Source organism: Polaribacter sp. Hel1_33_96 (genome assembly GCF_002846595.1).
Lineage (GTDB): Bacteria > Bacteroidota > Bacteroidia > Flavobacteriales > Flavobacteriaceae > Polaribacter.
In genome coordinates, this window is the sequence record NZ_PJMV01000001.1 from 152,573 (window position 1) to 177,167 (window position 24,595).

Below are 24,595 nucleotides of genomic sequence, written 5' to 3' on the forward strand. Positions count from 1 at the left end.
AAAATTTTATGTATTCTTTTTATGAACTACAAATTTAATGGGTAAGTATTTCCTAAAATATGATAAAAGTTAGGTTTTAGAATTATTTAAGAAATCCTTGTAGGATTTGTAAATTGAAAATTAAGGATATAAATGGTTCCGTTTTTGAAGAATTCAATTTTAAAAATTAACTACATTTGCAAAAATATTTTGTTTAACCTAATTAGTATAGCATGCAACTGTACAATAAGTTAAGCGCTATAGAACGCGCTGCATTAATTGATGAAGCTGGTAAAGACCGCCTCACGATATCATTCTATCAATATTATAAGATAGAAAATCCACAATTATTTAGAGATAAGTTATTCTTAGAATGGAACGCTTTAGATGTGCTTGGTAGAATTTACGTTTCTTACGAAGGTATCAATGCTCAATTATCTGTTCCTTCCGAAAAATTTTATGCTTTAAAAGACCAATTAGATAGTATTTCTTTTTTAGAAAATATTCGGTTAAATGTAGCTATTGAACATGATAATAAGTCTTTTTTAAAGTTAAAGGTAAAAGTTAGAAACAAAATTGTTGCCGATGGTTTAAATGATGAAACTTTTGATGTAACCGCTAAGGGTGTTCATTTAAATGCGAAGGAATTTAATGAGATGTTGGCAAATCCTGATACAGTTTGTGTGGATATGCGCAATCATTATGAAAGTGAAATTGGTCATTTTGATGGAGCAATTACACCAGATGTAGATACATTTAGAGATTCTTTAGATGTTATTGAAGAAGATTTGAAAGATAATAAAGAAGATAAAAATTTATTGATGTATTGTACTGGCGGAATTCGTTGCGAAAAAGCATCTGCATATTACAAACACAAAGGATTCAAAAATGTTTTTCAGCTTGAGGGTGGAATTATAGAATACACACGTCAAGTAAAATCTGAGGGCATAGAAAATAAATTTATAGGTAAAAACTTTGTATTCGACCATAGAAGAGCAGAAAAAATTACCGATGATGTAGTCTCTAATTGTCACCAATGTGGAAAATCTTGTGATACACATACAAATTGTGCCAACGAAGCCTGCCATTTACTCTTTATACAGTGTGATGAATGCTCAGAAAGTATGGAAAATACTTGTTCTATAGATTGTCAAGAGGTAATTCAATTGTCTTTTTCAGCACAAAAAGAATTGAGAAAAGGCAAGGGAAATAGCAATAAAATCTTTAAAAAAGGGCGTAGTGAAGTGTTGAGGTTTAAGAAGTGATTTCTTTAAAAACAAGCCTTAAACCACTCAATTTAGAGGCCTTTTTCTTTGTCGAAAATTTAGCTTTTAAGATTCCCTCAGATTCCGTATATTTACTGATTAGTCATTGTTAAGTTGTGTTTTGTTATCAGCTTGATAATCAATTTACGAACCAAGAGGTTTTTAAACTCTAGGGTTGGGTTTTTAGCAGATTTGCTGCTGAAAATAAGCCGTAGAGAATATTAACTATAAAAATATATTTACTTACATGGCATGTGGAAGTTGTGGTACAACAGAAAATGGAGTACCAAAAGGTTGCAAGAGTAATGGTAATTGTGGGACAGGAACTTGTGGAAGTGGTAGTGAGAAACTAGCCGTTTTTGATTGGCTTTCTAACATGACTTTACCAAGCGGCGAAGAGCGCTTTAATATTTTTGAAATTCGTTTTAAAAACGGACGAAAACATTTTTTTAAAAACACAGAAAATCTAACTATTTCTATGGGAGATGTTGTGGCTGTAGAAAGTTCTCCGGGACATGATGTAGGTACAGTTTCTTTAGCAGGCGAGTTGGTTAAAGTGCAAATGAAAAAACGTAAAATTTCTCATGATAGTGAAGAAATTAAGAAAATTTACAGAAAGGCTTCTCAAAAAGATATAGATATTTGGCAAGCTACAAGGGCTAAAGAAGTAGAAACCCAAAGAAGAGGAAGAGAAATTTTAGGAAGATTAGGTTTGCAAATGAAGCTTTCTGATGTTGAATATCAAGGAGATGGAAATAAAGCAACTTTTTATTATACTGCAGAAGCAAGAGTAGATTTTAGACAACTGATTAGAGATTTAGCGAGTGCATTTTCTATTCGTGTAGAAATGAAACAAGTAGGAGCAAGGCAAGAAGCAGCGAGATTAGGAGGAGTCGGTTCTTGTGGTAGAGAATTATGTTGTTCTACTTGGCTAACAGATTTTAGAAAAGTAAGTACATCTGCCGCTCGTTATCAGCAGTTGTCTTTGAATCCGTTAAAATTAGCAGGTCAATGTGGCAAGTTGAAATGTTGCTTAAATTTTGAGTTAGACACGTATTTAGATGCTTTAAAGTCGTTCCCAAAACAAGATGTAGTTTTAAAAACTGAAAAAGGTGAAGCTGTTTTTATCAAGATGGATATCTTTAAAAAACATCTCTGGTATACTTATAAACAGGAACGTTTTAAATGGTTTAGGTTGACATTAGAACAGGTTCAAGAAATAATTGAATTGAACAAAAATGACGAAAAATCTGTTTCGTTAGAAGAGTATGAATCTGATATAGAAATTCCTGAAAAAGTGAATTTTGAAGATGCTGTTGGGCAGGATAGTTTAACCCGTTTTGATGCTCCAAAGACAAGTAAACGCAGAAGAAATAATAGAAAAAAGAAACCAGTTGCTGCGGGTGTAAAACTATCAAATGGTAGTTCTCAAAAACAACAACAGAACAGAAAATCGAAACAAAATCCAAATCAGAAGCAAAAACCTGTTGCAAAACCGGGAGCTAACACAAAACCAAATCAGCCAAAAGCTGAGGGAGTTAAGGCGAACAAGCCAAGAAGGAATAATAGAAATAGAAACAATAACAGATCTAAAAATGGAAATGATTCTCAAGAAAAATAGAATTTTCACTTTTTTGATTGGGCTTCTTTTTCTTTTTTCATGTAATGATAGAATAGTGTTTACTAAATATAAATCATTACAAAATGCTTCCTGGGAGGCTAACAAAAATATTTCTATTGAGTTTGATGTCGAAGATACAATTACACCTAAAGATTTGTTTATCAATATTAGAAATAATAAAAAGTATCCGTATAGTAATTTGTATGTAATTACAGAGCTGAATTTTCCAAATGGGAATAAAATTGTGGATACATTACAATACCAAATGTCAGATAAATTTGGTCATTTTTTAGGAAAAGGATTCACAGATATTAAAGAAAATAAATTATTTTATAAGGAAGCAAAAGTATTTCCAGAATCAGGTAAATATATATTCAGTATACGGCACGCAATGAGAAAAAATGGAGAAGTAAAAGTAATTCCGTTTTTACAAGGCGTGCAAGATGTGGGCCTCAGCATTGAAAAAATAGAATAAAATGGCAAAGAAAGAAACACTAAATTTTAAAAAATACCTAATCTGGTTTTGGGGAATAGCTGCAGTAGGATTTCTGATAATATTTCTGCTTTTTTTTACAACCTCAAAAGGTGGTTTTGGAGCATTACCAACTTTTGAAGAATTAGAAAATCCACAAACAAATTTAGCAACAGAAGTTATTTCTGCAGATGGCGTTACTATTGGTAAATACGCTAAAGAGAATAGAACACCTGTTAAGTTTAAAGAGTTGCCAGAAAATTTGATAAATGCTTTAGTAGCAACAGAGGATGAGCGTTTTTACGATCATACAGGAATTGATTTTAAAGGTTTAGGAAGAGCTATTTTAAAACCAGGAAGTGGTGGTGCAAGCACGATTACTCAACAGTTAGCAAAAATGTTATTTACTGGAAGACCTTCTAGAAACATTTTTAAAAGAATTGGACAAAAAATGAAGGAGTATGTTGTAGCAACCAAGCTAGAAACACAATATACAAAGCAAGAAATTATTGCTATGTATTTAAATAAATATGACTTTCTTAATCAAGCAGTTGGTATACGTTCAGCAGCAAGAATTTACTTTGGTAAAGAACCAAAAGATTTAGCAATAGAAGAATCTGCAATGTTAGTTGGGATGCTAAAAAATTCCTCTTATTTTAATCCTTTAAGAAGAGAAGAGAAAGTAAAACAAAGAAGAAATGTTGTTTTATTACAAATGACAAAAAACAACTTTATTACAGAAGGTGATAAAATTAATCTTCAACAATTACCATTAACCCTAAATTATAAGCCAGAGAGCCATAGTGACGGTTCTGCAACTTATTTTAGAACACATTTGCAAAAAATGATGCGTATTTGGGTGCAAAACAACCCAAAACCAAATGGTGAAGAATATGATATTTTTAGTGATGGATTAAAAATTTATGTAACTATAGATTCAAGAATGCAACAATATGCGGAAGAATCTGTAAAAGAACATATGGCGAATTTACAATCAGCCTTTTTTAAAGAACAGAAAAGAAATAGAATAGCGCCATTTTATGATTTAGATAAAGAAGAAATTGCAAGAAGTTTGGAAAGAGCTAAAAAGAGTTCAGAAAGATACAGGCGTCTTAAAAAAGTAGGAAAATCATCGAAAGAGATTGATGAAATTTTTAAAACAAAAACAAAGATGAAAGTCTTTTCTTGGAAAGGAGATAGAGATACAATACTATCTCCTATGGACTCTATCCTATATTACAAACATTTTTTACGTTCTGGATTAGTCTCCATAGCGCCACAAACCGGGCATATAAAAGCTTGGGTTGGTGGTATCAATAATAAACATTTTAAGTATGATGCTGTTGCTCAGCAAAAAAGGCAAGTAGGTTCTACATTTAAACCATTTGTATATGCCACTGCAATTAATCAGTTAAGAATGTCTCCTTGTGATAAACTACCAAATACACCTTATACAATTCCTCAAGGAAAATATGGAATTCCAGAAGATTGGAGCCCAAAAAACTCGAACGATGAATATGGAGGAATGTTAACTCTAAAGGATGCTTTAGCTGGTTCTGTGAATACAATGTCTGCCAGGTTAATAGATAAGGTGGCTCCAGTAAATGTTGTGCGTTTGGCAGAAGCTGCAGGAATTAAAACTAAAATTCAAGCAAATCCATCAATTGCGCTTGGTGCAGTGGATTTATCATTACTAGAAATGGTTAGTGCTTACAGTACATTTGCAAATAAAGGTTTGCGAGTTAGTCCGATGATTATTACAAGAATTGAAGATAAAAACGGAACTGTTTTAAAAGATTTTATTCCAGAAATGCAGGAAGTTTTAAGTGAAGAATCTGCCTATGTAATTTTGGATTTATTAAAAGGTGTAACAGAGTCTGGTTCGGGAATTAGATTGCGTTCAAACTGGACTTCAGGAGGGAAAGTAGTTACCGGTTTTCCTTATAAATTTGAAAACCCAATTGCCGGAAAAACAGGAACTACTCAAAATCAATCTGATGGCTGGTTTATGGGGATTGTGCCAAATCTAGCCACAGGTGTTTGGACAGGAGGTGAAGATCGAGCAACACATTTTGCAGGTATCACAAAAGGTCAGGGAGCAACTATGTCTCTGCCTTCCTGGGCTTTATTCATGAAAAAATGTTATGCTGATAAAACGTTAAATATCAGTAAAGAAGATTTTGAAAAGCCTGAAAATTTATCAATCAATATTAAATGTGAAGAAAAACCAGAAGAGGATAAAAATGAAATTCCTGATGAAGACACTAATTTTTAATAGATATTGATTTAATATTTTAATAACTTACAAACCCATCATAAAAGATAGATTACATGATAAACAAAAAAGTAAATAATGTTCAAGAAGCTTTAAAAGGTGTAAAAAACGGCATGACTTTTATGTTAGGAGGTTTTGGCTTGTGTGGTATTCCTGAAAATGCAATTTCTGAATTGGTAAAAAGAGATATTAGAGATGTTATTTGTATTTCTAATAATGCAGGTGTTGACGATTTTGGTTTGGGTTTATTACTTCAAAATAAACAAATTAAGAAAATGATTTCTTCTTATGTTGGTGAAAATGATGAGTTTGAGCGTCAAATGTTATCAGGAGAATTAGAAGTAGAGTTAACGCCTCAAGGAACTTTAGCCGAAAAATGCAGAGCAGCACAAGCAGGGTTTCCAGCATTTTACACACCAGCAGGCTATGGAACTGAAGTTGCCGAAGGTAAAGAAACTAGAGAGTTTGATGGAAAAATGTATGTGTTAGAAGATGCGTTTAAAGCGGATTTTGCTTTCGTAAAAGCTTGGAAAGGTGATGCTGCAGGGAATTTAATTTTTAAAGGAACTTCAAGAAATTTTAATCCAAATATGTGTGGAGCAGCAACAATTACCGTTGCAGAAGTAGAGGAAATGGTCGAAGTTGGCGAGTTAGATCCAAATAATGTTCATATTCCAGGAATATTTGTACAACGTATTTTTCAAGGTGAAAAATATGAGAAAAGAATTGAGCAACGAACAGTAAGACAAAGAAATTAGATATGGCTTTAGATAAAATTGGTATTGCAAAACGAATTGCACAAGAAGTTCAAGACGGGTTTTATGTAAATCTAGGAATTGGTATTCCAACGCTTGTCGCTAACTATGTTCGTAATGACATAGAAGTAGAATTTCAGAGTGAAAATGGTGTTTTGGGAATGGGGCCTTTTCCATTTGAAGGCGAAGAAGATGCCGATGTTATAAACGCAGGAAAACAAACTATAACTACCATGCCAGGTGCAAGCTTTTTTGATTCTTCAATGAGCTTTGCCATGATTCGTGGGAAACATGTTGATCTTACGATTTTAGGAGCGATGGAAGTTTCTGAGAATGGAAATATTGCCAACTGGAAAATTCCAGGAAAAATGGTAAAAGGTATGGGTGGTGCAATGGATTTAGTTGCATCTGCAGAGAACATTATTGTAGCCATGATGCACACTAACAAACGGGGTGAATCTAAAATTTTGAAACAATGTTCTTTGCCTTTAACAGGAGTCGGTTGTGTAACAAAAGTAGTTACTAATTTAGCTGTTTTAGAAGTGAAAAATAATGCATTTAATTTATTAGAAAGAGCTCCTGGAGTTTCTATTGAAGAGATTCAAAATGCTACAGAAGGAACTTTGATTATTGATGGAGAAATTCCAGAAATGATCCTATCCTAAGTCCTTTCTGAATTAAATTGATAGCATTATTTAAGAAGGATAAAGTACTTATAAAATGAAATTATTAAAATATATATATTGAATAATTTTTCCATTGATTCTATTTATTCTTGATGTAGTATTAAATATTGAGAATTTTTTTATGAGAACTTTTACAACTAGTGCTATCGCTTTTTTCTTATCGCCAAAAAAGAAGAAAATAAAAATACAAACAGGAGAAAAAACTCAAATAACTTGGTTTTTTTTAAAAGAACCAATCTTTTTAAACTAGATGAAAATAATATCATATAACGTAAACGGAATCAGAGCGGCTTTAAAAAAAGGTTTTTTAGATTGGTTACAAGCTGCAAATCCAGATGTAATTTGCCTTCAAGAAACGAAAGCACACAAAGAACAATTAGATCTTTCTGAATTTGAAAATGCAGGGTATCCCTACCATTATTGGTTTTCTGCCCAGAAAAAAGGCTACTCTTCAGTGGCTGTTTTTTGTAAAGAAAAACCAAATCATATAGAATACGGAACAGGAATTGATTCTATGGATTTCGAAGGTAGAAATTTACGAGTAGATTTTGATGAGGTATCTGTTATGAGCTTGTATTTGCCTTCGGGAACAAATTCAGAAAGGCTCAACTTTAAGTTCAATTATATGGAGCAATTCCAAGAATACATCAATGATTTAAAAAAAGAAATCCCTAATTTAGTGATCTGTGGCGATTATAATATTTGTCACGAAGCAATAGATATTCACAATCCAAAAATGAAAGGAGTTTCTGGATTTTTACCGGAAGAAAGAACTTGGATTGGTGAGTTTATTAATAGCGGATTTATAGATAGTTTTCGTTTCTTAAATCAAGAGAAACAAGAATATTCTTGGTGGAGTTATAGAGCAAATTCTAGAGCAAATAATAAAGGTTGGCGATTAGATTATGCGATGGTTTCAAAATCTTTAAAAGATAAAATATCAAGAGCTTATATTTTAACAGAGGCTAAGCATTCAGACCATTGTCCAATAGCTCTAGAATTAGATATATAGTAGTATGAATAAATTTTTATTTCTTTTATTTTTTATCAGTATTTCACTTTTTTCTCAAAAAGAAAAAGACAGTATTACAGCTGCTAAAATTGATACTTTATTCATAGTTAAAGATTCTATTAAAAAAAATATAAGATTTGACTTATTTTCTGATTCAGATTTAAAAACGATTGATAGCTTATTGATTGATGAAAAGTTTAATTCGTCCTTGGTAGATACTTTAGAGTATGTAATTGGTGATAAGGATATCATTGGAAGCCAGAATATTGTTTTAACCACAGCTTTATTAAAAAAACGACTTTCTGATTTAGATGAACAAACCCCCTTTAATTTAGCTTTTAATCCTGCTTTAGAAAAAGTAATCAATAGTTATTTGTTGTCTCGTAGTAAGTATTATCCAAAGTTAATGGCAAAGGCAAAGTACTATTTTCCAATGTTCGAGCAATATTTAGATCAGTACGATATACCTTTAGAAATGAAGTATCTGGCGATCGTAGAGTCCGCGTTAAGACCACAAGTGAAATCGAGAGTTGGTGCTACAGGTTTGTGGCAATTTATGTACGGTACAGGAAAACAATTTGATTTGAAAGTGAGTTCTTATGTTGATGAACGTCAAGATCCTGTTAAATCAACTATTGCAGCTTGTAAATATTTAAGTCAGTTATTTACCATTTTTGGAGATTGGGATTTAGCCTTAGCTGCTTACAATTCTGGGCCAGGAAATGTAAGGAAGGCTATAAAACGTTCGGGAGGTTATAGAAATTATTGGAATATAAGACCTTATTTACCAAAAGAGACAGCAGGTTACGTTCCTGCATTTTATGCAACAATGTATATTTTCGAATATGCCAAAGAGCATGGAATTTATGCCGAGATTCCGAAGTTTTTTAACTTTCAAACAGATACAGTTCGAGTTAAAAGAACGATAAGTTTTGATCAAATTTCTGAAATCATGAATGTTGGCGAAGAGGTGATTTCTTTTTTAAATCCTGCTTACAAGTTAGATATTATCCCGTTTGTAAAAGAAAGAAACTATGCTGTTAGATTGCCAAGTAATAAATTGGTTGAATTTTTAGATAAAGAAAAAGAATTGTATGCTTTAGCTTCTGAAGATGAAAGTAAAAGAGAAAAGCCTTTGCCTAAGTATTTTGAAATGGATAAACGCATTCGTTACCGGGTTCAAAATGGAGATTATTTAGGGAAAATTGCCAATAAATTTGGCGTAAGAGTAAGCAGTCTTAAGCGCTGGAATGGCCTAAAAACGAGTCGCTTAAAAATTGGACAAAGGTTGTCTGTTTTTCCAAAGAAAATTCCTTTTTCTGTCAGTAAAGTTTCAAAAAAGAAAGCAACAATATCATCTAAATCAGGTAAGTATGATATTTATGTTGTGAAAAATGGAGATTCTCTTTGGAACATTTCTAAAAAATTCCAGAACGTTTCTGTTGATGAAATTAAAAAGTGGAATAATATTTGGAGTGTTAAAAGTTTAAAACCTGGAACTAAACTTAAAATTTTTAAAAGCTAAACTCATGAGAAACATATTTTTAATTTTAACAATTACATTTTTATTATCCTCTTGCATTGGCAATGATACAGTGATTTTAAAACAATCTATAGGTAAGATTAATAAAGTAATGGTGGTGGCTAAAATTAGCGATTGGACAGGAGATGTTGGTCAAGAAGTTCGTAGTTCTTTTGGAGAACTAATGGTGGGATTACCACAGCCAGAACATTTTTTATCGGTTTCTCAAGTGGCACCAAATGGATTTAGTTCTATGATGAAAGCGAGTAGGAATATTTTAATTATTACGGAAGCTAAAAATGAGGCTTTTACTGTAAAGAAAAATGTTTTTGCACAACCTCAAACTATTGTTTATGTGCAAGCAAAAGACGATGAAAGTATTATTAAACTTTTTCAAAAGCATAAAAATGAAATTAAAAATATTTTTATAGATTCTGATATTCAATTTACACAAAGAATTTTTAGTAAGGATAAAATTGACAACTCACAATACAAAACACTAAGCAATTTAGGGGTTACTTTTACAATACCTAAAAAGTTTAAAACTGTTGATGATACAGGAGAATTTCTTTGGTTAAGAAATCATTTGATGAGCGGAATTGCAAAAACAGGAAGTAATAATATTTTAGTGTACTCAATTCCTTTGAGTGATGAAACTCAAATTTCGGATAATATTTTAGCCGTAAGAGATAGTATAGGTAAAAAATTCATCCCTGGTTCAGATCCGGAAACCATGCATATGATTACAGAAGAAGCTTATACTCCTTTTACTTTTGATGCCATTATCGATGGGAAAAAAGCATATGAAACTCGTGGAAAATGGGAGGTGAAAAATGATTTTATGGCAGGGCCATTTTTAAATTATACAGTAATAGATAAAAAAAATAATAGACTAATTATTTTTGAAGGATTTACCTACGCACCATCAGTAAGTAAAAGAGCTTTTGTTTTTGAATTAGAAGCTATTGCTAAGTCTATGAAAATAAACTAGTTATTTTTTAAATTCAAAATATTTAAAGTCTAAAGCTTAATGGTTTAGACTTTTTTTATATAACTAATTCAAAATCTTATTTTCTATCTTTGATACTTAACCAAAACTAATTTTTATTATGGAAATGAATTTTTACATTTTTTTTGTTGCAGCTATTATACCCTTAGTTATTGGTTTTTTCTGGTATGGTCCTTTATTTGGAAATGCTTGGATGAAAGAAATGGGGTTTACAAAAGAATCTTTGCAAGACCAAAATACGGCTATAACTTTTCTTTTAAGCTATGTTTTTAGCTTGTTTATTGCAGTATTTTTATTGCCTGCAACAATTCATCAAATGGGAGTGTATTCGTCATTGGCAGGCGAACCTGGTTTTGCGGAACAAACAGGAGAATCATTTACCTATTTTCAGGATTTTTTAGCAAATTATGGAGATCGTTTTAGAACTTTTAAGCACGGTGCTTTGCATGGTGCTTTATCAGGTATACTATTGGCATTACCAGTTATAGCAATTATAGCAATGTTTGAGAGAAAATCAATAAAATATGTTGCCATTAATGCAGGATACTGGATAATAACATTAGCTATTATGGCAGGCTTGATTTGTCAGTTCGGTATGTAACGAATGATTTTTATTAGTACCCTATTTTGTCTCTAACTCTTTTCAAAACTTCATTAGCGACAATTGTTGCTTTTGCTGCCCCAACCTCTAATGCTTCATCAATTTCATGTTTGTTTTCCATAAAATGATTGTAGCGCTCTCTAATAGTTGAAAATTGCCCAATAATCAATTCATACAAGGCTTGTTTGGCGTGGCCATAACCATAATTTCCACCTTCGTAATTTGATCTCATTTCTGCAATCTGAGCATCTGAAGCCAATAATTTATATAAACCAAAAACGTTATCAGTATCTGGGTCTTTAGCTTCTTCTAGGCCTTTACTGTCCGTTTTAATAGACATTATTTGTTTTCTCAGTTTCTTATCTGGTAAGAAAATATTGATAATGTTATTTCTCGATTTACTCATTTTCTCACCATCCGTTCCTGGAACTAATTTTGTGTGCTCTTGTATTTTAGCTTCTGGTGCAACCAATGTTTTGCCAACAATATTGTTAAATCTGTTGGCTACGTCTCGGGTCATCTCTAAATGCTGTAATTGATCTTTTCCAACAGGTACAATCTCTGCATCATATAATAAAATATCTGCGGCCATTAACATTGGATAAGAGAACAAACCTGAATTTACATCACCTAGTCTATCAGCTTTATCTTTAAAACTATGTGCTAATGTTAATCTTTGATAAGGAAAAAAGCAGCTCAAGTACCAAGATAATTCTGTAACTTGAGGAATGTCGCTCTGTCTATAAAAAATTGTTTTATTAATATCTAAACCACAAGCTAACCATGTGGCTGCGGTACTATATGTGTTTTCTCTTAATTCTTTTCCATCCTTAATTTGTGTTAAAGAATGCATGTCTGCAATAAATAAAAAAGCTTCGTTTTTTGGATTATTTGACATTTCTATAGCAGGTAAAATTGCCCCTAATAAATTGCCCAAATGCGGTGTTCCTGTGCTTTGTACTCCAGTTAAAATTCTAGACATTGAATGATGTTTTTTTTAAATCATTATAAAATGAAATAATAATCTTACAATTTACGGTTAGGAAAGATACTCGTATCTCATAACAAATAAATTCTGTTTACATGAAATATAAATTTCGCTACCAGCACAAAAATAAGGTTTTATGCTATAAAAATGAAAAACAAAAAGATTATTAGTATTTTTGATGTTAATGAAATTTTTAAAAATTCCTTTTTTGTTAATTTGGCGCTTGTGGTTTTACATTTTAATGTTCACTACAGTCATTTTAATGACCCCGTTTTTGTTAGTTTTTACTTTTAAAGAAGAATACTATCATTTATTATGGAGACTGGTTAGAATCTGGTCTAAAGTTCTTATTTATGGTATGGGTTTTCGTTTAAATATTCAATTAGATGAAGAAATTGAACCGAATAAAAGTTATATGTTTTGCCCAAATCATGCTTCTTTAATGGATCCTTTTGTGTTGATTGTATTAAGTAAAAATCCAATTGTTTTTGTAGGAAAACAAGAGTTGGCTAAAATTCCAATTTTTGGATTTTTCTACAAGAGAATCGTTATTATGGTGGATAGAAGTAATCCTGAAAGTAGGAAAAGAGTGTATGAAATAGCTAAAAAAAGATTACAGAACGGAGTGAGTATGGCTATTTTTCCGGAAGGATTAGTGCCAACGGAAGATGTGGTTTTAGCTCCATTTAAAAAAGGGGCTTTTAATTTGGCAATAGAATTTAATATACCAATTGTTGCACATGTTTATTTTGATTGTAAACGGCTGTTTTCTTGGGATGTTTTAAAAGGAGGTTTCGGAGTCTTTAGAGTTCGCCAACATCAATTTATTTCAACTAAGGAATTATCTATTGATAAAATGGAGTATTTAAAAGAAAAAACATTTGATGTTATTTATAATGATTTAGCAACTGATAAAAAGTACATGAACGATACGAATAGAAAGAGATGAGTGAGAAATTAAATCATAGATATTCAGATTCTGAAGAACAATTAAATGTTTGGTCTCACGGTTTAGGTCTTATTACCAGTCTTATTGCCGTACCTTTTTTAATTTTAAAAGCATTTTCCTATTCAGATTTTTGGGATATAAGTAGTTTTATAATTTACGGATTCAGTTTAGTCATCTTATATGCTGCTTCAACTTTTTATCACGCATCTAAAAATCCAAAGACCAGAAGAAAGTTAAATATTTTTGATCATGCGGCTATTTATGTTTTAATTGCTGGCAGTTATACTCCTTTTTGCTTAGTAGCCTTAGATTCTAATTTAGGTTGGTATATGTTTATTGCTGTATGGGTTTTTGCCTTAACTGGGATTATTCTTAAATTATTTTTTACTGGTAGGTTTGATAAAATATCAACTGCGATGTATCTCTTAATGGGGTGGCAAGTAATTATTTTTATAAAACCTTTAATGCAAAGTTTAAGCGCAGAAGGATTCCAGTTTTTAATAGCTGGTGGCGTTTTTTATTCAATTGGAGCCATTTTATATTCAATTAAAAAAATGCCTTATAACCATGCTACTTTTCATGTCTTTGTTTTATTAGGAAGTATAAGCCATTTTATTGCGATATATTATTTATAAATTTTAGCCCAAATTTTAAAAGGAATTTTACTTAAACTTGAATTGTAATATCTTTTATCTCCTGTAACTTCTGTACCTAACCAAAGAGGTTTTTTAAATAATTCATCTTCAGTATTTAACTCAATTTCGGCAATAATTAAACCTTCATTATCGCCATAAAACTCATCAACTTCAAAAATATGGTTTTCGGCTTTTATATAAAATCTTGTTTTAGTAATAATTGAAGGTTCACACAAGAGAAGTAATTGTTCTGCCTCCGCACTATTAATCTCTTTTTCCCATTCAAAACGAGTTGTTCCTGTAGAATTAGACTTCCCTTTAATGGTTAAAAAAGCACTGTCATTAGAAATTCTAACTCTTACAGTTCTGTTTTTATCAGAATTTAAATACCCTTGCTTTAGCTGTTTTTTTTGATAAAACACCTTTTTAAAATCTTCATTTTTGACTAAAAATTTTCTTTCAATTTCTAAACTCATAAATATCTATGCATTTTTGTACGAATATACCCGTTTTTATCGTTAGTTTAGAATTATTAAATATCTTTGAATCTATAAACAAACATATGAAAAAGTTATTTTTTCTCTTTCTATCTTTAATCTATTTACCAATTTTTTCTCAGAATGATTATAGTGATTCTTGGGAAGATTTTTATTCTTACAATAACGTTAAGGATTTTGTAAAAGTTGATAACATTATTTATGCACTAGTAGATAATGCTTTTTTTACTTATAATGAAACTAATTCTGAAATTAAAAAATTTTCATCTATTCAAGGTTTATCAGGAGAAACTGCATCTTCAATTCACTACAATGCTACTTTTAAAAGAGTCGTTATTGGTTATCAGAATGGATTGGTTGAGGTAATTGACGAAAATGGAGCAATTACCATTTCAGCAGATATTGTAAACTTTAATCAATCAGGCGCAAAAAGTATCAATCATATTTCTGAATTTGGCAATACATTATATTTATCTACACCATTTGCAATTGTTGAGTATGATATAGAAAAGTTAGAGTTTGGAGATACTTTTTTTATAGGAGATAGCTCTACTTCTCTAGAGATACACAAAACTTTAATTTCTGATGGAAAAATTTATGCAGTAACCGAAGATGGAATTTTCACAGCAGATGTTACGAGTAAACTTCTAATCGATTTTAATAGTTGGCAACAATTATTTGGTGGTCGTAATTTTAGCAAAATTACATTTTTTAATAATCAAATTTATGTTAGTGAAGATAATAAGTTATTTCAGTTTAATGCAGGTCTATTAATTGAAATTAAAGACTATTCTGAAAAAATTGTAGGATTAAAATCATCAGGTGTTAATTTAGTAGTTTCCTTAAGTAAAAGTGCTATTATTTTAAATTCAGCAAATAATCAAGTAAATATCTTTAACACTACTACAGATTTTGATTTTACACTAAATACAGCTTTCATTCAAGAGAATACAATGTATTTAGCTACAAATGAATTTGGTGTTTTAAAGACAAGTTTAGATGAAATAACCACTTATAACGAAATCCATCCAGAAGGACCTTTGTCCAATGATATTTTTTCTATTGCTGTTAAAGACGATAATCTTTGGGTAGTTTATGGAGGTTATGAAGGTACCTATACACCGATTCAAAATAAACAAGGATTTAGTCATTTTAACTCAGAAAATTGGATAAACACTAGGTTTAATCCAGATTTTCCTGTCATAGATTTAAATTATGTTTCCATAGACCCAATAGTAGACAATAGAGTTTATATCAGTTCTTTTGGAGATACTAGAGCTATTAATTCTGTTTCTACCGGAGGTTTATTAGTTGTAGAGAATGATGGTGTAAAAACGTTTTATAATCATCTCAATAGCCCTTTAGAAGATATTGTTTTTAATGATCCAAGCAGAGTTACTATAAGGGTAAGCGGAACTGGTTTTGATCGTCAAGGAAATCTATGGGTTTCGAGTATAAGCTTTGGTGAAGAATTAAAAAAATTATCACCTTCAGGCCAATGGAGCAGTTTCGATTTAAGTTCTGTAAAAACAGTAAGCGATAAATTAGGTTTAAGTGAAATTGCTATTGATAATAGCAATAGCATTTGGATTGGAACTAGAAGAAATGGAGTGTTTGTTTTTAACGAAAATGGTAATAGAAAAAGAGCTTTAATAGCAACACCAAATCTTGGCAATTTACCGGATGCAGATGTGCTTTCTATTGCTGTAGATAAGAGTAATAGAGTATGGTTAGGTACAAGAATTGGTATGGTGGTTTATAGAAATGCATCTGGAGTTTTTGATGCGGATATTTTAAATGCTCAACCTGTAGTTATTGAAGAAAATGGCATTGGGGAGAGATTATTAGGTGATCAACGAATTAATACAATCGTTATTGACGGTGCAGATAATAAATGGTTTGGAACAGATAAGGGAGGCGCAGTTTATACAAATCCTTCAGGGCAAACTACGCTAGCTAATTTTAGTAAAGAGAATTCACCTTTACCAACTAATAAAATTTTAAAAATTAGAGTTGATAAAAGTAATGGTAAAGTATATTTTGCAACGGATAAGGGCATTGTGGTTTACAAAAGTGGGGTGGCAACTTTTGGTGAAGTTTTGGGCGATGTATATGCATACCCAAATCCTGCTTTAAAAAATCACGAAACCATTACTATTGATGGCAGAAAAGGAACGCATTTGCCTAAAGGAACTAATGTAAAAATTTTGGATGTTGCTGGCAACTTAGTTTATGAAACTAATGTTATAGAAGGACAAGAATTACAGGGAGGTAAAGTAGTTTGGAATAAAAAAAACTTAGCAGGTACTAAAGTTGCATCTGGGGTTTATATTATTTTATTATCTAATGATGATGGCTCAGAAACAGCTACAGCTAAACTTGCAATTGTAAATTAATGGCTCTTCTGAATACAAAAGCAATTGTTTTAAGTTCAATAAAATATGGTGAAACAAGCTTAATTGTAAAGTGCTACACACAAGAAGAAGGCGTTAAATCGTATTTAATTAGAGGTGTTTTAAAACCGAAAAAAAAAGGAATAAAAGCAGCGCATTTTCAACCTTTAACGCAATTAAAAATTATTGCGAATCACAACACAAAAAACACTTTAAATTCTATAAAAGAAGTACATGTAATTCACCCTTATAAAAGTATTCATACAAATATCGTAAAGCAATCTGTTGTGCTGTTTTTGTCAGAGGTTTTAGCAAATTCTATTCAAGAAGAAGAGCAAAACTTAGCACTTTATGAGTATTTAGAAACCGCCTTTATTTGGCTGGATTTGCATGATAAAGTTACAAATTTCCATTTATTATTTCTTTTGAACTTAACTGGGTTTTTAGGGTTTTATCCTGACACCTTAGAAATACATAAAAAAGGTTTTGATTTATTAGAGGGTACTTTTTCAGATAGCATTCACGAAAAAAATGTAATTTCAAATAACGATTTTTATCAATTTAAAAAGCTCTTGGGCATCATTTTTGATACCTTAGAAAACGTAGCTTACAGTAAAGATGAAAGGCAGTTGGTTTTGCAAGTTATTATTCAGTATTTTAAGCTACATTTGGGCAATTTTAGAGACCCTAAATCCTTACAAGTTTTAGAAACAGTGTTTAGTTGATGATAAAGTATATTCTTTTAGTATTTGTAGTTTTATTTAGTAGTGCAGCCTTTGGGCAAGAAGTAAAAATCTTAGATAAAAAAACAGGCAAAATAATAAGAAATGTTACTATTTATAACAAGTCTAAAACGATTAGTTTAACGACGAATAATATAGGTATAGCAGATATTTCTACTTTTAAGAATGATGAAGTAATTATTTTTTCTCATTTGTCTTATGCAAACCGTAGAATTAAAAAAGCTACTTTAAGAAAACAAAAATTTATTATTTATCTCAATAAGCAATCAGAGGAATTAGATGAAATAGTAATTTCAGTTTTTAAAAGAGAAGAAAAAACAAAAAGAATCGCTGAACAAATAGCAGTACTTTCATCTAAAGATATTCAAAATTTTTCGCCTCAAACTTCTGCAGATCTATTGGCCATAATTCCTGGAATTAAAGTTCAAAAATCACAATTTGGTGGAGGAAGTCCTGTAATTCGCGGAATGGAATCGAATAGGGTATTATTAGTGATTGATGGGGTTAGAATGAACAATGCTATTTATAGAAAAGGACACTTGCAAAGCTCCATTACGATTGCACCAAACTTATTAGATAAAACAGAAGTAGTTTTTGGACCATCTTCTGTAATTTATGGTTCAGATGCTTTAGGGGGTGTCATTCATTATTATACAAAAACACCTAAATTATCAGAAGAAAATGAGGTGAAGAGTCAATTTTTTTCTCGGTTTTCAAGTGTAAATCAAGAAATTACCACCAATGTTTCTGCTGAATTAAGTTATGAAAATTGGGCTTCTTTTACGAGTATTTCTTATTCAGATTTTGGAGAATTAAAAGCTGGTAAAAACAGAAATCATGGCTTTTCTAATTGGGGAAAAGTTTTCTATTACTCTACAAATGTGAATGGAAATTACTCTGAAAATCCAACGATAAATTCCGATCCAAATTTATTAAGAAACACGGGATATAATCAAACAGATGTGTTGCAGAAATTCTTTGTTCCACTATCAAAAAATACAGATTTAAAAGTAAATCTGCAATATTCCACGTCATCTAATATTCTCAGATTTGATAGATTAACAGAGTTAAGAGATCTATCTGACACTTCTTCTCTAAAGTTTGCAGAGTGGTCTTATGGTCCCCAAAAAAGATTGTTAATTTCTTCGCAATTATTGATCAATCCTAATAAAAATTGGTTAGAAAGCGGAACTTTAACCGCGGCTTACCAAAGCCTTCAAGAAAGCAGGATTCAGAGAAAATTTGGAAGTTTAGATCGTTCTTACAGAGAAGAAAATGTAGATGTATTTAGTGTCAATGGTGATTTTTCTTTGACTTTAACAGAAGATAAAACAAGAGCTTTATCTTATGGTTTTGAATTTGCTTATAATGATGTTTCCTCTAACTCTTATGGTAATACGTTAAATGTTTCTAATGGAGAAATCAATGGTTTTACTGAGGATTTTAAAGTGCAATCACGTTATCCTGATGGCGGAAGTGATTATTTTAGTTCTGCTTTTTACATTAATTACAGACAAGATCTCAATAGTAAATCAACTTTAAATTCTGGTATTAGATTTACAACTACAAATTTACACGCAACATGGATAGACGAAACATTTATTCAGCTTCCAGAAAATGATATTAGTGCAAATAATTCTGCAATCACAGCAACTTTAGGATATGTCTATAAGCCAAATAAAAATTGGCAATTAAATAGTGTTCTTTCTTCTGGTTTTCGTTCGCCTAATATAGACGATGTTGGTCGAGTTCGAGAAAAAAGTGGAGATGTAACTGTCCCAAATATTAATGTGAAACCAGAGTTCGCTTATAATGCAGAAGTAGGAATTCAAAAGTATTTCAATAATAGAAAATTTGGTTTAAGTGCAAATGTATTTTACACCTTGTTAAAGGACTATATAATTAGAGACAGTTTTACATTAAATGGAAGTAATCAAGTTTTATTTGATGGTGAGTATGGAAATGTAGTTGCCAATCAGAATAGGGGAAATGCATTTATTACAGGGTATACATTTAGTTATTTAGGGAAACTTTCTAATGCTTGGAATACATCTGGCTTTATAACATATACAAAGGGCAGAACTTATGATACAGAAGAACCTATGTCCTCAATTCCGCCTTTATTTGGTCAGTTTGAGGTAAACTACAAAAAAGAAAAAATAGAAGTTGGTGCAGCTTTAAGATTTAATAGTAAAAAGGATATTGCAGATTTTAATTTTTCTGAAGGAATTGATAATCATGATTTAACGCCTATCGTGGATGCAAATGCCGTTAATAATACAGATATATACTTTGGCTCTCCAAGTTGGGTGACTGTTGGTGTAAATGGACGCTATTCAGTAACTGAAAATTTTTCAGTTCAAGCAAGATTAGATAATCTTTTGGATGAACATTATATAGAGTTTGCTTCTGGGGTTTCTTCCCCTGGAAGAAATCTATCTGTTTCTTTTGTAGCTAATTTTTAATAAGTCTTAAAATCCAGACATCCTGCTGCGGTTGGCTATTTCGGGTTTCTCCAGGAATATGTTTTAGAACTTTTAAATTGTTTTTAGAACAAAGTTTTTTCATGAATTTAGGAGATTGGTAAGAGGCATACAATCTATTCCCTTCTTTTTTATATCCATGGACAACTAGGTTCCCATTCTCATAAATTACTTGTTCTTTTGGCAAAAGTTTAAACTTATGAGCATCTCCATGCGTTGTTAAAAACAAAATTCCATCATTTTTCAGAACTCTCGTTAATTCAATTATCCAAGAAAAATGTAACTCTTCAGAAAGGTGCGTAAAAATTGATATTCCATAAATAATATCCATAAAATCATCCTTAAAATCTAGATTAGGCTTCAGGAAATTATTTTTAAATTGAATGCCTTCTAAATTTTCGGAACACCATGTGACATACTTTTTATTATAATCTGTGCCATAAAAAGAATTAGAGGTATCTAAAATAGTTGGCAAATGTCTTAAAATTCTTCCAGTTCCGCAACCCCAATCTAAAATAGAGAGATTTGTAAAATTTTTAAATTCATTTATATGATTTACTAACCATGCTGCAGTTGGTTTTCCATTAGTATAAAACTTATCATAATTCATATTGAAAGTTTCATACAAGTAAAAGTCTGGCGGTAGCTTTACGGTTGGGTTATTTTTTTTAAAATTCTGATTACTTTTTCTGTTTTTCCACTTTTGTCGCTGAAAATTTATTTGCTCAATAACAGGAAGCAAGTTAAATTTGGATAATATTTTTTTTAATGTAATTTTTTTCATCTTATTTCCTTTTTCCTTGCTCTGTAAAATTATCGGATAAGGCTCTTTCAGTTTTAATAATTGAAACTAAAATAGAAAGCATCACTAAAACCATAGGTTCCCATGTTAATTCTTTAAATGAAAAGCTAGCTAAAAGCAAACTTCCTAGAAAAGAAAAGCCACTGTAGATTAAAAAAGTTTTATTAAAAGTAGTATTTGCAAACTTCCAAATTTTCTCATTTAGCATTGCTTTGTGTGTTCTGTAGCCATATAAACCGTTGATTTTTTTTGGTGGAAATTTCCAAAAAATAACAGCCAATAAAAACAATACACCATTAGTAGTTAAAATATATGTAATTGAACTCATATCTTATTTCTTTTTAGGTCTTAATAAGCCTTCTTGCGCAAAAGAAGCGATTAACTTACCATCTCTTGTGTAAATATTTCCTTTTGATAAACCTCTTGCACCATATGCATTCGGAGATTCAGCAGAGAACAACATCCAATCGTTAAAGTCAAAATCTCTAAAAAACCACATAGAATGATCTAAACTAGCAGTTTGTGTATTGTTAAAATTATATTCTTTCGCATTAGGATTAAAAGCAGCATTTAGCACATTATAATCAGATATATAGGTTAAAATTTGATGCTTTAAAGGTAAATCCATTTTTGAAACATCCCCTTTTAATTTAAACCAAATTTCTTCTTTAGCAGGCAAATTTTCTGGTTCTAAAGGATTAGGAATTCGAACAGGTTTAAAATCAATTGGACGTTCTATACTTAAAAAATATTTTAAAGATTTTGGTAAAAAATCTCCAAACTGAGAAACCAAGTCTTCCCAGCTTAATAATTCTTCTGGTTGTTTTATATCAGAGTCAATTGCTAATTGATGCTCAAAACCTTCTTCAACTTTATGAAAAGAAGCCGCTAAAATAAAAATGGTTTTATCATTTTGTTTCGCAGTAACTCTTCTTGTAGAAAAACTGCCGCCATCCCTCACTTCTTCAACATGATAATTAATAGGTATCGTTAAATCTCCTGCTTCTAAAAAATAAGCATGTAAAGAATTTATGAATCTATTTTCTTTAATGGTTCTATAAGCAGCATTTACTGCTTGAGCTAGCACTTGACCTCCAAAAACATGAGGACTTCCAATAGTTATACTTTTTCCAGAAAAAACATTGTTTTTAATTTCTTTTAAATTTAAAAGTGCGATTAGTTCTTTGCTATTTTTCATCAGGATTTTTTACAGTTTTAAATGGAAGTTTTTGTTGAAATGCTGTTGGCTGTACTCGTTGCAAAAGTAGCTTTAAAATTCTATTTTTAATACTTTTTTTATGACGAAGATACATAGTTAAGCCTTGTGGTTCTGCCCCAACAGAACTTTTGATTTCGCTAGCGGTTCTGCCAAAATTAACGGTTTTTAATTTTTTATTGATGGCAATTTCTATATAATCGTACAACATTCTTTGGTAGATAGCATATGCTCTATTTAAATTATAATCAATGCCTACAAAGTGGGCATCTAAAGATTTTTGGTTGATAACTCCTGAAATAAAACCAACAATCTTATCGTCTAGCCAGTAGGTTTTTAAGATATAATCATTACCGAATTTTTCTTTTAAATCTTTGTATGTTTCTAAATTGAAACTACCCAAATTAAAATTTGCATTTGAAGCAACCTTTTCATATAGAGCCGTCATCTTTGGCAATTTTTTGTCAATATTTTGTAAGGTAACTTCTTCAATACGAATTACTGCACTTTGTTTAAAGGCTTTTCTTGCTTTTACTCTAAACTTCGTTTTCATTGATGCCAAATAATCCTCAAAATTTTGCCAATCGTTGTGCAGTTGAAGTTGCATGTTTGGTTCCACTGAAAATGTATGGTAACTATAATCTTTTAATTCATCTGTAATAAAAAGAGACTCTTTAGCGAAGTCTTTTATTAGAAAAGCATCAATCTGTTTTTTTAACTTTTTATTTGAATTTACAAAATGATTAATACTTTCTGCGAGTTCTTTTATAACTACTTTTTTATCTTGATTTTTTTTAATAAAAACACCATGTTCTCCACTCACAAAAGTATTACCACAGATCAATAATTTTAGGGGTTTTTTATCTGGAAAAACATGTAATTTTCGGCCAATATTTTTCAAGAACTTTAAATCATTTTTAATGGAATCTATATAAAAATCAATAATTTTTATACTTGCAAATGCGATTGGTTGGTTATTTTGATCAACTAAGACAATGTAAGAAAAAATGATATCTGGATGATTTTTTTCTAAGGCATTTATAAAATTTGGATGAAAATAAATATTTGCTGTACATTTTAATTCATCCCAAATTCTGGTAGGAATTTTATCTACAGAAGAGAAAAATAATGCGGTATTTGAGTTAGAGTAGCAAATCAAATTAATGAATAGATTGTTTTAATTTTATAGAGCCCTTTAAAGTGGCCTTTTTAATTTGCATTGTGCTGTTTTTATTGGCAATAATTTACTATTTCACCAAATTAATTGAATTGTTTTCAATTTTAAATAATTATTACTTCAAATAAAATGCAATTTTTTATAACAATGAAATTTTTTTGTAGCTAAATGTAAATATGCTTCTTTGAAATCTTTAAAAATTCTGAAGTTAGATTTTAAAACACATGATAAAGTTGATAAAAAAAATCGATTCTAAAAAATTTAGTTTAAAAATCATAATTATAACGTTTTTTTAACAAACTTCCTTTTAAACTATAAAGGATAGCTTATGTCTTAAAAGTATCTTTGCGTAATCAAAATCTTTCATAACTCATCTAAAGAAAGGCCAATTAACTAATTATGAGAAAAATAATTCTAGCTATTCTAGGAATTTTAGCGATTACAGGTGCCATCCTTTTAGGAAACTATTTAGTAGAAAAAAATAAAAAGCCTAAACCAAAGTTTAAAAGGCAAGTAAAAACTGTTTTTGTAGAAAATGTAGAGAACAAAGAAATTCCTATTATTCTATCTGCAAGTGGAAGTCTTTTGGCAAAAAATAAAATTGATTTATTTTCTGAGGTTCAAGGGATTTTAAAGCCTTCAAAAAAAGCGTTTAAAGCTGGAACAAGTTTTTATAAAGGAGAAACGTTATTAAGTTTAAATAGCGATGAGTTTTATGCCAGTTTACAATCTCAAAAAAGTAACCTATACAATCTAATTACGGCTGTAATGCCAGATTTAAGATTAGATTATCCGAATAATTTTAAAAAGTGGGAAAACTATTTAGAAAATTTCAACATTAATGAAATAGCTCTTGAATTACCAGTATTTACATCAGATAAAGAAAAATATTTCATTTCTGGTAAAGGAATTTTAACGGCTTATTATAATGTTAAGAATTTAGAAGTTCGTTTTGCAAAGCATCAAATTAAAGCTCCTTTTTCTGGAGTGTTAACTGAAGCTTCAGTAAATTCAGGAACTTTGGTGAGAATTGGCCAGAAGTTAGGAGAATTCATAGATCCAACTGTTTATGAAATGGAAGTTTCAATTAATGCTGAATTCTCAGATTTACTAAAAATAGGCAATTCCGTAGTACTGTCTAATTTAGGAAAATCAAAAAAATATGCTGGAAAAGTAGTTCGTGTAAATGGCAGAGTAGATCAAGCCTCTCAAACTATAAAGGTGTTTATAGATGTTAAACATCCAGACTTAAAAGAAGGAATGTTTTTAGAAGTAAATTTAGTGGCTAAATCTGAAAGTGAAGCTGTAAAGATTTCAAGAAAATTGTTGGTGGATAATAATGCTGTTTATACGGTAGAAAATGATACCGTTTTAAAGCTGGTAAATATTCAGACAGTTTATTTTGGAGCAGAAAATGTGGTTATTAGAGGACTGAAAAATAACGAAAAAATTTTGACACAAACTTTGCCCGGAGCTTTTGATGGAATGATTGTGAAAATTAATAAAAAGAAGTAA

At 30.7% G+C, this 24,595-nt stretch carries 22 protein-coding genes; 16 read left to right on the forward strand and 6 right to left on the reverse strand.

The annotated features are described in order from the left end of the window. Window positions 1-212: 212 nt before the first annotated feature. The 10 genes from trhO (at window position 213) to ATE90_RS00800 (ending at window position 11,197) form a co-directional block, all read left to right on the forward strand. The gene (trhO, locus tag ATE90_RS00755; protein WP_036782718.1) at window positions 213-1,244 is read left to right on the forward strand and encodes an oxygen-dependent tRNA uridine(34) hydroxylase TrhO; all 1,032 of its coding nucleotides are present in this window, start codon (window positions 213-215) and stop codon (window positions 1,242-1,244) included. Window positions 1,245-1,491: 247 nt separating this feature from the next. Further along, window positions 1,492-2,865: a PSP1 domain-containing protein gene (locus tag ATE90_RS00760; RefSeq protein ID WP_036782720.1), complete on the forward strand. Its 1,374-nt coding sequence runs from the start codon at window positions 1,492-1,494 to the stop codon at window positions 2,863-2,865. 55 nt (window positions 2,866-2,920) lie between these two features. Next, the gene (locus ATE90_RS00765) at window positions 2,921-3,340 is read left to right on the forward strand and encodes a gliding motility lipoprotein GldH (protein WP_231960009.1); all 420 of its coding nucleotides are present in this window, start codon (window positions 2,921-2,923) and stop codon (window positions 3,338-3,340) included. Window position 3,341: 1 nt separating this feature from the next. Then, a complete protein-coding gene (locus tag ATE90_RS00770) occupies window positions 3,342-5,612 on the forward strand; it encodes a penicillin-binding protein 1A (protein ID WP_101450591.1) in 2,271 nt (756 codons plus the stop codon). Window positions 5,613-5,668: 56 nt separating this feature from the next. Further along, window positions 5,669-6,370 carry a CoA transferase subunit A gene (locus ATE90_RS00775; protein ID WP_036782725.1) on the forward strand — a complete coding sequence of 234 codons (702 nt, stop codon included), beginning with the start codon at window positions 5,669-5,671 and terminating at the stop codon, window positions 6,368-6,370. A 2-nt stretch (window positions 6,371-6,372) separates the two neighbouring features. After that, window positions 6,373-7,032 (forward strand): 3-oxoacid CoA-transferase subunit B, encoded by a 660-nt coding sequence (locus ATE90_RS00780; RefSeq protein WP_036782728.1) that lies wholly within the window; start codon window positions 6,373-6,375, stop codon window positions 7,030-7,032. 271 nt (window positions 7,033-7,303) lie between these two features. Beyond that, complete coding sequence (locus ATE90_RS00785) at window positions 7,304-8,065, forward strand: exodeoxyribonuclease III (RefSeq protein WP_036782730.1); 762 nt, start codon at window positions 7,304-7,306, stop codon at window positions 8,063-8,065. A 4-nt stretch (window positions 8,066-8,069) separates the two neighbouring features. Then, entirely contained in the window at window positions 8,070-9,590 is a 1,521-nt protein-coding gene (locus ATE90_RS00790; protein WP_036782734.1) for a lytic transglycosylase domain-containing protein, read from the forward strand. 4 nt (window positions 9,591-9,594) lie between these two features. Next, a complete protein-coding gene (locus ATE90_RS00795; RefSeq protein WP_101450593.1) occupies window positions 9,595-10,578 on the forward strand; it encodes a DUF4837 family protein in 984 nt (327 codons plus the stop codon). 118 nt (window positions 10,579-10,696) lie between these two features. Beyond that, window positions 10,697-11,197 carry a DUF1761 domain-containing protein gene (locus ATE90_RS00800; protein WP_036782737.1) on the forward strand — a complete coding sequence of 167 codons (501 nt, stop codon included), beginning with the start codon at window positions 10,697-10,699 and terminating at the stop codon, window positions 11,195-11,197. A gap of 13 nt (window positions 11,198-11,210) precedes the next feature. On the opposite strand, the gene trpS is transcribed toward ATE90_RS00800, so the two are convergent. Then, on the reverse strand, window positions 11,211-12,179 hold the full coding sequence (trpS, locus tag ATE90_RS00805) for a tryptophan--tRNA ligase (RefSeq protein WP_036782740.1): 969 nt from the start codon (window positions 12,177-12,179) through the stop codon (window positions 11,211-11,213). A gap of 268 nt (window positions 12,180-12,447) precedes the next feature. Here trpS and ATE90_RS00810 point away from each other — a divergent pair, with 268 nt between their 5' ends. Then, complete coding sequence (locus tag ATE90_RS00810) at window positions 12,448-13,134, forward strand: lysophospholipid acyltransferase family protein (protein ID WP_180335161.1); 687 nt, start codon at window positions 12,448-12,450, stop codon at window positions 13,132-13,134. Then, window positions 13,131-13,769, forward strand: a complete 639-nt coding sequence (trhA, locus tag ATE90_RS00815) for a PAQR family membrane homeostasis protein TrhA (protein ID WP_101450595.1) — start codon at window positions 13,131-13,133, stop codon at window positions 13,767-13,769. Before ATE90_RS00810 ends, trhA begins: the two co-directional genes overlap by 4 nt. Here the strand turns inward: trhA and ATE90_RS00820 are convergent. Next, window positions 13,760-14,245, reverse strand: coding sequence for a CYTH domain-containing protein (locus ATE90_RS00820; RefSeq protein ID WP_036782749.1), 486 nt, complete (start codon window positions 14,243-14,245; stop codon window positions 13,760-13,762). The genes trhA and ATE90_RS00820 overlap by 10 nt on opposite strands. A gap of 86 nt (window positions 14,246-14,331) precedes the next feature. On the opposite strand from ATE90_RS00820, the gene porZ reads away from it, so the two are divergent. From porZ to ATE90_RS00835, 3 genes are read left to right on the forward strand one after another with little or no spacing between them, the layout of a single operon-like run. Further along, window positions 14,332-16,662 carry a type IX secretion system anionic LPS delivery protein PorZ gene (gene porZ / locus ATE90_RS00825; RefSeq protein WP_036782752.1) on the forward strand — a complete coding sequence of 777 codons (2,331 nt, stop codon included), beginning with the start codon at window positions 14,332-14,334 and terminating at the stop codon, window positions 16,660-16,662. Next, on the forward strand, window positions 16,662-17,384 hold the full coding sequence (gene recO / locus ATE90_RS00830) for a DNA repair protein RecO (protein ID WP_036782754.1): 723 nt from the start codon (window positions 16,662-16,664) through the stop codon (window positions 17,382-17,384). The genes porZ and recO overlap by 1 nt, the downstream gene beginning before the upstream one ends. Beyond that, entirely contained in the window at window positions 17,384-19,867 is a 2,484-nt protein-coding gene (locus tag ATE90_RS00835) for a TonB-dependent receptor (RefSeq protein ID WP_101450598.1), read from the forward strand. Before recO ends, ATE90_RS00835 begins: the two co-directional genes overlap by 1 nt. On the opposite strand, the gene ATE90_RS00840 is transcribed toward ATE90_RS00835, so the two are convergent. Genes ATE90_RS00840 through ATE90_RS00855 form a run of 4 tightly spaced genes read right to left on the reverse strand, consistent with a single transcriptional unit; the run spans window position 19,857 to window position 23,062 of the window. Continuing rightward, window positions 19,857-20,669: a class I SAM-dependent methyltransferase gene (locus tag ATE90_RS00840; RefSeq protein WP_036782758.1), complete on the reverse strand. Its 813-nt coding sequence runs from the start codon at window positions 20,667-20,669 to the stop codon at window positions 19,857-19,859. The genes ATE90_RS00835 and ATE90_RS00840 overlap by 11 nt on opposite strands. Window position 20,670: 1 nt before the next feature. Next, a complete protein-coding gene (locus tag ATE90_RS00845) occupies window positions 20,671-21,015 on the reverse strand; it encodes an SdpI family protein (protein ID WP_036782761.1) in 345 nt (114 codons plus the stop codon). A gap of 3 nt (window positions 21,016-21,018) precedes the next feature. Beyond that, window positions 21,019-21,885, reverse strand: a complete 867-nt coding sequence (locus ATE90_RS00850) for an acyl-CoA thioesterase (RefSeq protein ID WP_036782764.1) — start codon at window positions 21,883-21,885, stop codon at window positions 21,019-21,021. Continuing rightward, window positions 21,875-23,062 (reverse strand): peptidogalycan biosysnthesis protein, encoded by a 1,188-nt coding sequence (locus ATE90_RS00855; RefSeq protein WP_235317672.1) that lies wholly within the window; start codon window positions 23,060-23,062, stop codon window positions 21,875-21,877. Before ATE90_RS00855 ends, ATE90_RS00850 begins: the two co-directional genes overlap by 11 nt. 417 nt (window positions 23,063-23,479) lie before the next feature. Here ATE90_RS00855 and ATE90_RS00860 point away from each other — a divergent pair, with 417 nt between their 5' ends. Then, complete coding sequence (locus ATE90_RS00860; protein WP_036782767.1) at window positions 23,480-24,595, forward strand: efflux RND transporter periplasmic adaptor subunit; 1,116 nt, start codon at window positions 23,480-23,482, stop codon at window positions 24,593-24,595.

Excerpts from the sequence above, each read along its gene's own strand:
- trhO (WP_036782718.1), top strand. The coding sequence starts at position 213 with ATGCAACTGTACAATAAGTTAAGCGCTATAGAACGCGCTGCATTAATT.
- ATE90_RS00760 (WP_036782720.1), top strand. The coding sequence starts at position 1,492 with ATGGCATGTGGAAGTTGTGGTACAACAGAAAATGGAGTACCAAAAGGT.
- ATE90_RS00770 (WP_101450591.1), top strand. The coding sequence starts at position 3,342 with ATGGCAAAGAAAGAAACACTAAATTTTAAAAAATACCTAATCTGGTTT.
- ATE90_RS00775 (WP_036782725.1), top strand. The coding sequence starts at position 5,669 with ATGATAAACAAAAAAGTAAATAATGTTCAAGAAGCTTTAAAAGGTGTA.
- ATE90_RS00780 (WP_036782728.1), top strand. The coding sequence starts at position 6,373 with ATGGCTTTAGATAAAATTGGTATTGCAAAACGAATTGCACAAGAAGTT.
- ATE90_RS00785 (WP_036782730.1), top strand. The coding sequence starts at position 7,304 with ATGAAAATAATATCATATAACGTAAACGGAATCAGAGCGGCTTTAAAA.
- ATE90_RS00790 (WP_036782734.1), top strand. The coding sequence starts at position 8,070 with ATGAATAAATTTTTATTTCTTTTATTTTTTATCAGTATTTCACTTTTT.
- ATE90_RS00795 (WP_101450593.1), top strand. The coding sequence starts at position 9,595 with ATGAGAAACATATTTTTAATTTTAACAATTACATTTTTATTATCCTCT.
- ATE90_RS00800 (WP_036782737.1), top strand. The coding sequence starts at position 10,697 with ATGGAAATGAATTTTTACATTTTTTTTGTTGCAGCTATTATACCCTTA.
- trpS (WP_036782740.1), bottom strand. The coding sequence starts at position 12,179 with ATGTCTAGAATTTTAACTGGAGTACAAAGCACAGGAACACCGCATTTG.
- ATE90_RS00810 (WP_180335161.1), top strand. The coding sequence starts at position 12,448 with ATGACCCCGTTTTTGTTAGTTTTTACTTTTAAAGAAGAATACTATCAT.
- trhA (WP_101450595.1), top strand. The coding sequence starts at position 13,131 with ATGAGTGAGAAATTAAATCATAGATATTCAGATTCTGAAGAACAATTA.
- ATE90_RS00820 (WP_036782749.1), bottom strand. The coding sequence starts at position 14,245 with ATGAGTTTAGAAATTGAAAGAAAATTTTTAGTCAAAAATGAAGATTTT.
- porZ (WP_036782752.1), top strand. The coding sequence starts at position 14,332 with ATGAAAAAGTTATTTTTTCTCTTTCTATCTTTAATCTATTTACCAATT.
- recO (WP_036782754.1), top strand. The coding sequence starts at position 16,662 with ATGGCTCTTCTGAATACAAAAGCAATTGTTTTAAGTTCAATAAAATAT.
- ATE90_RS00835 (WP_101450598.1), top strand. The coding sequence starts at position 17,384 with ATGATAAAGTATATTCTTTTAGTATTTGTAGTTTTATTTAGTAGTGCA.
- ATE90_RS00840 (WP_036782758.1), bottom strand. The coding sequence starts at position 20,669 with ATGAAAAAAATTACATTAAAAAAAATATTATCCAAATTTAACTTGCTT.
- ATE90_RS00845 (WP_036782761.1), bottom strand. The coding sequence starts at position 21,015 with ATGAGTTCAATTACATATATTTTAACTACTAATGGTGTATTGTTTTTA.
- ATE90_RS00850 (WP_036782764.1), bottom strand. The coding sequence starts at position 21,885 with ATGAAAAATAGCAAAGAACTAATCGCACTTTTAAATTTAAAAGAAATT.
- ATE90_RS00860 (WP_036782767.1), top strand. The coding sequence starts at position 23,480 with ATGAGAAAAATAATTCTAGCTATTCTAGGAATTTTAGCGATTACAGGT.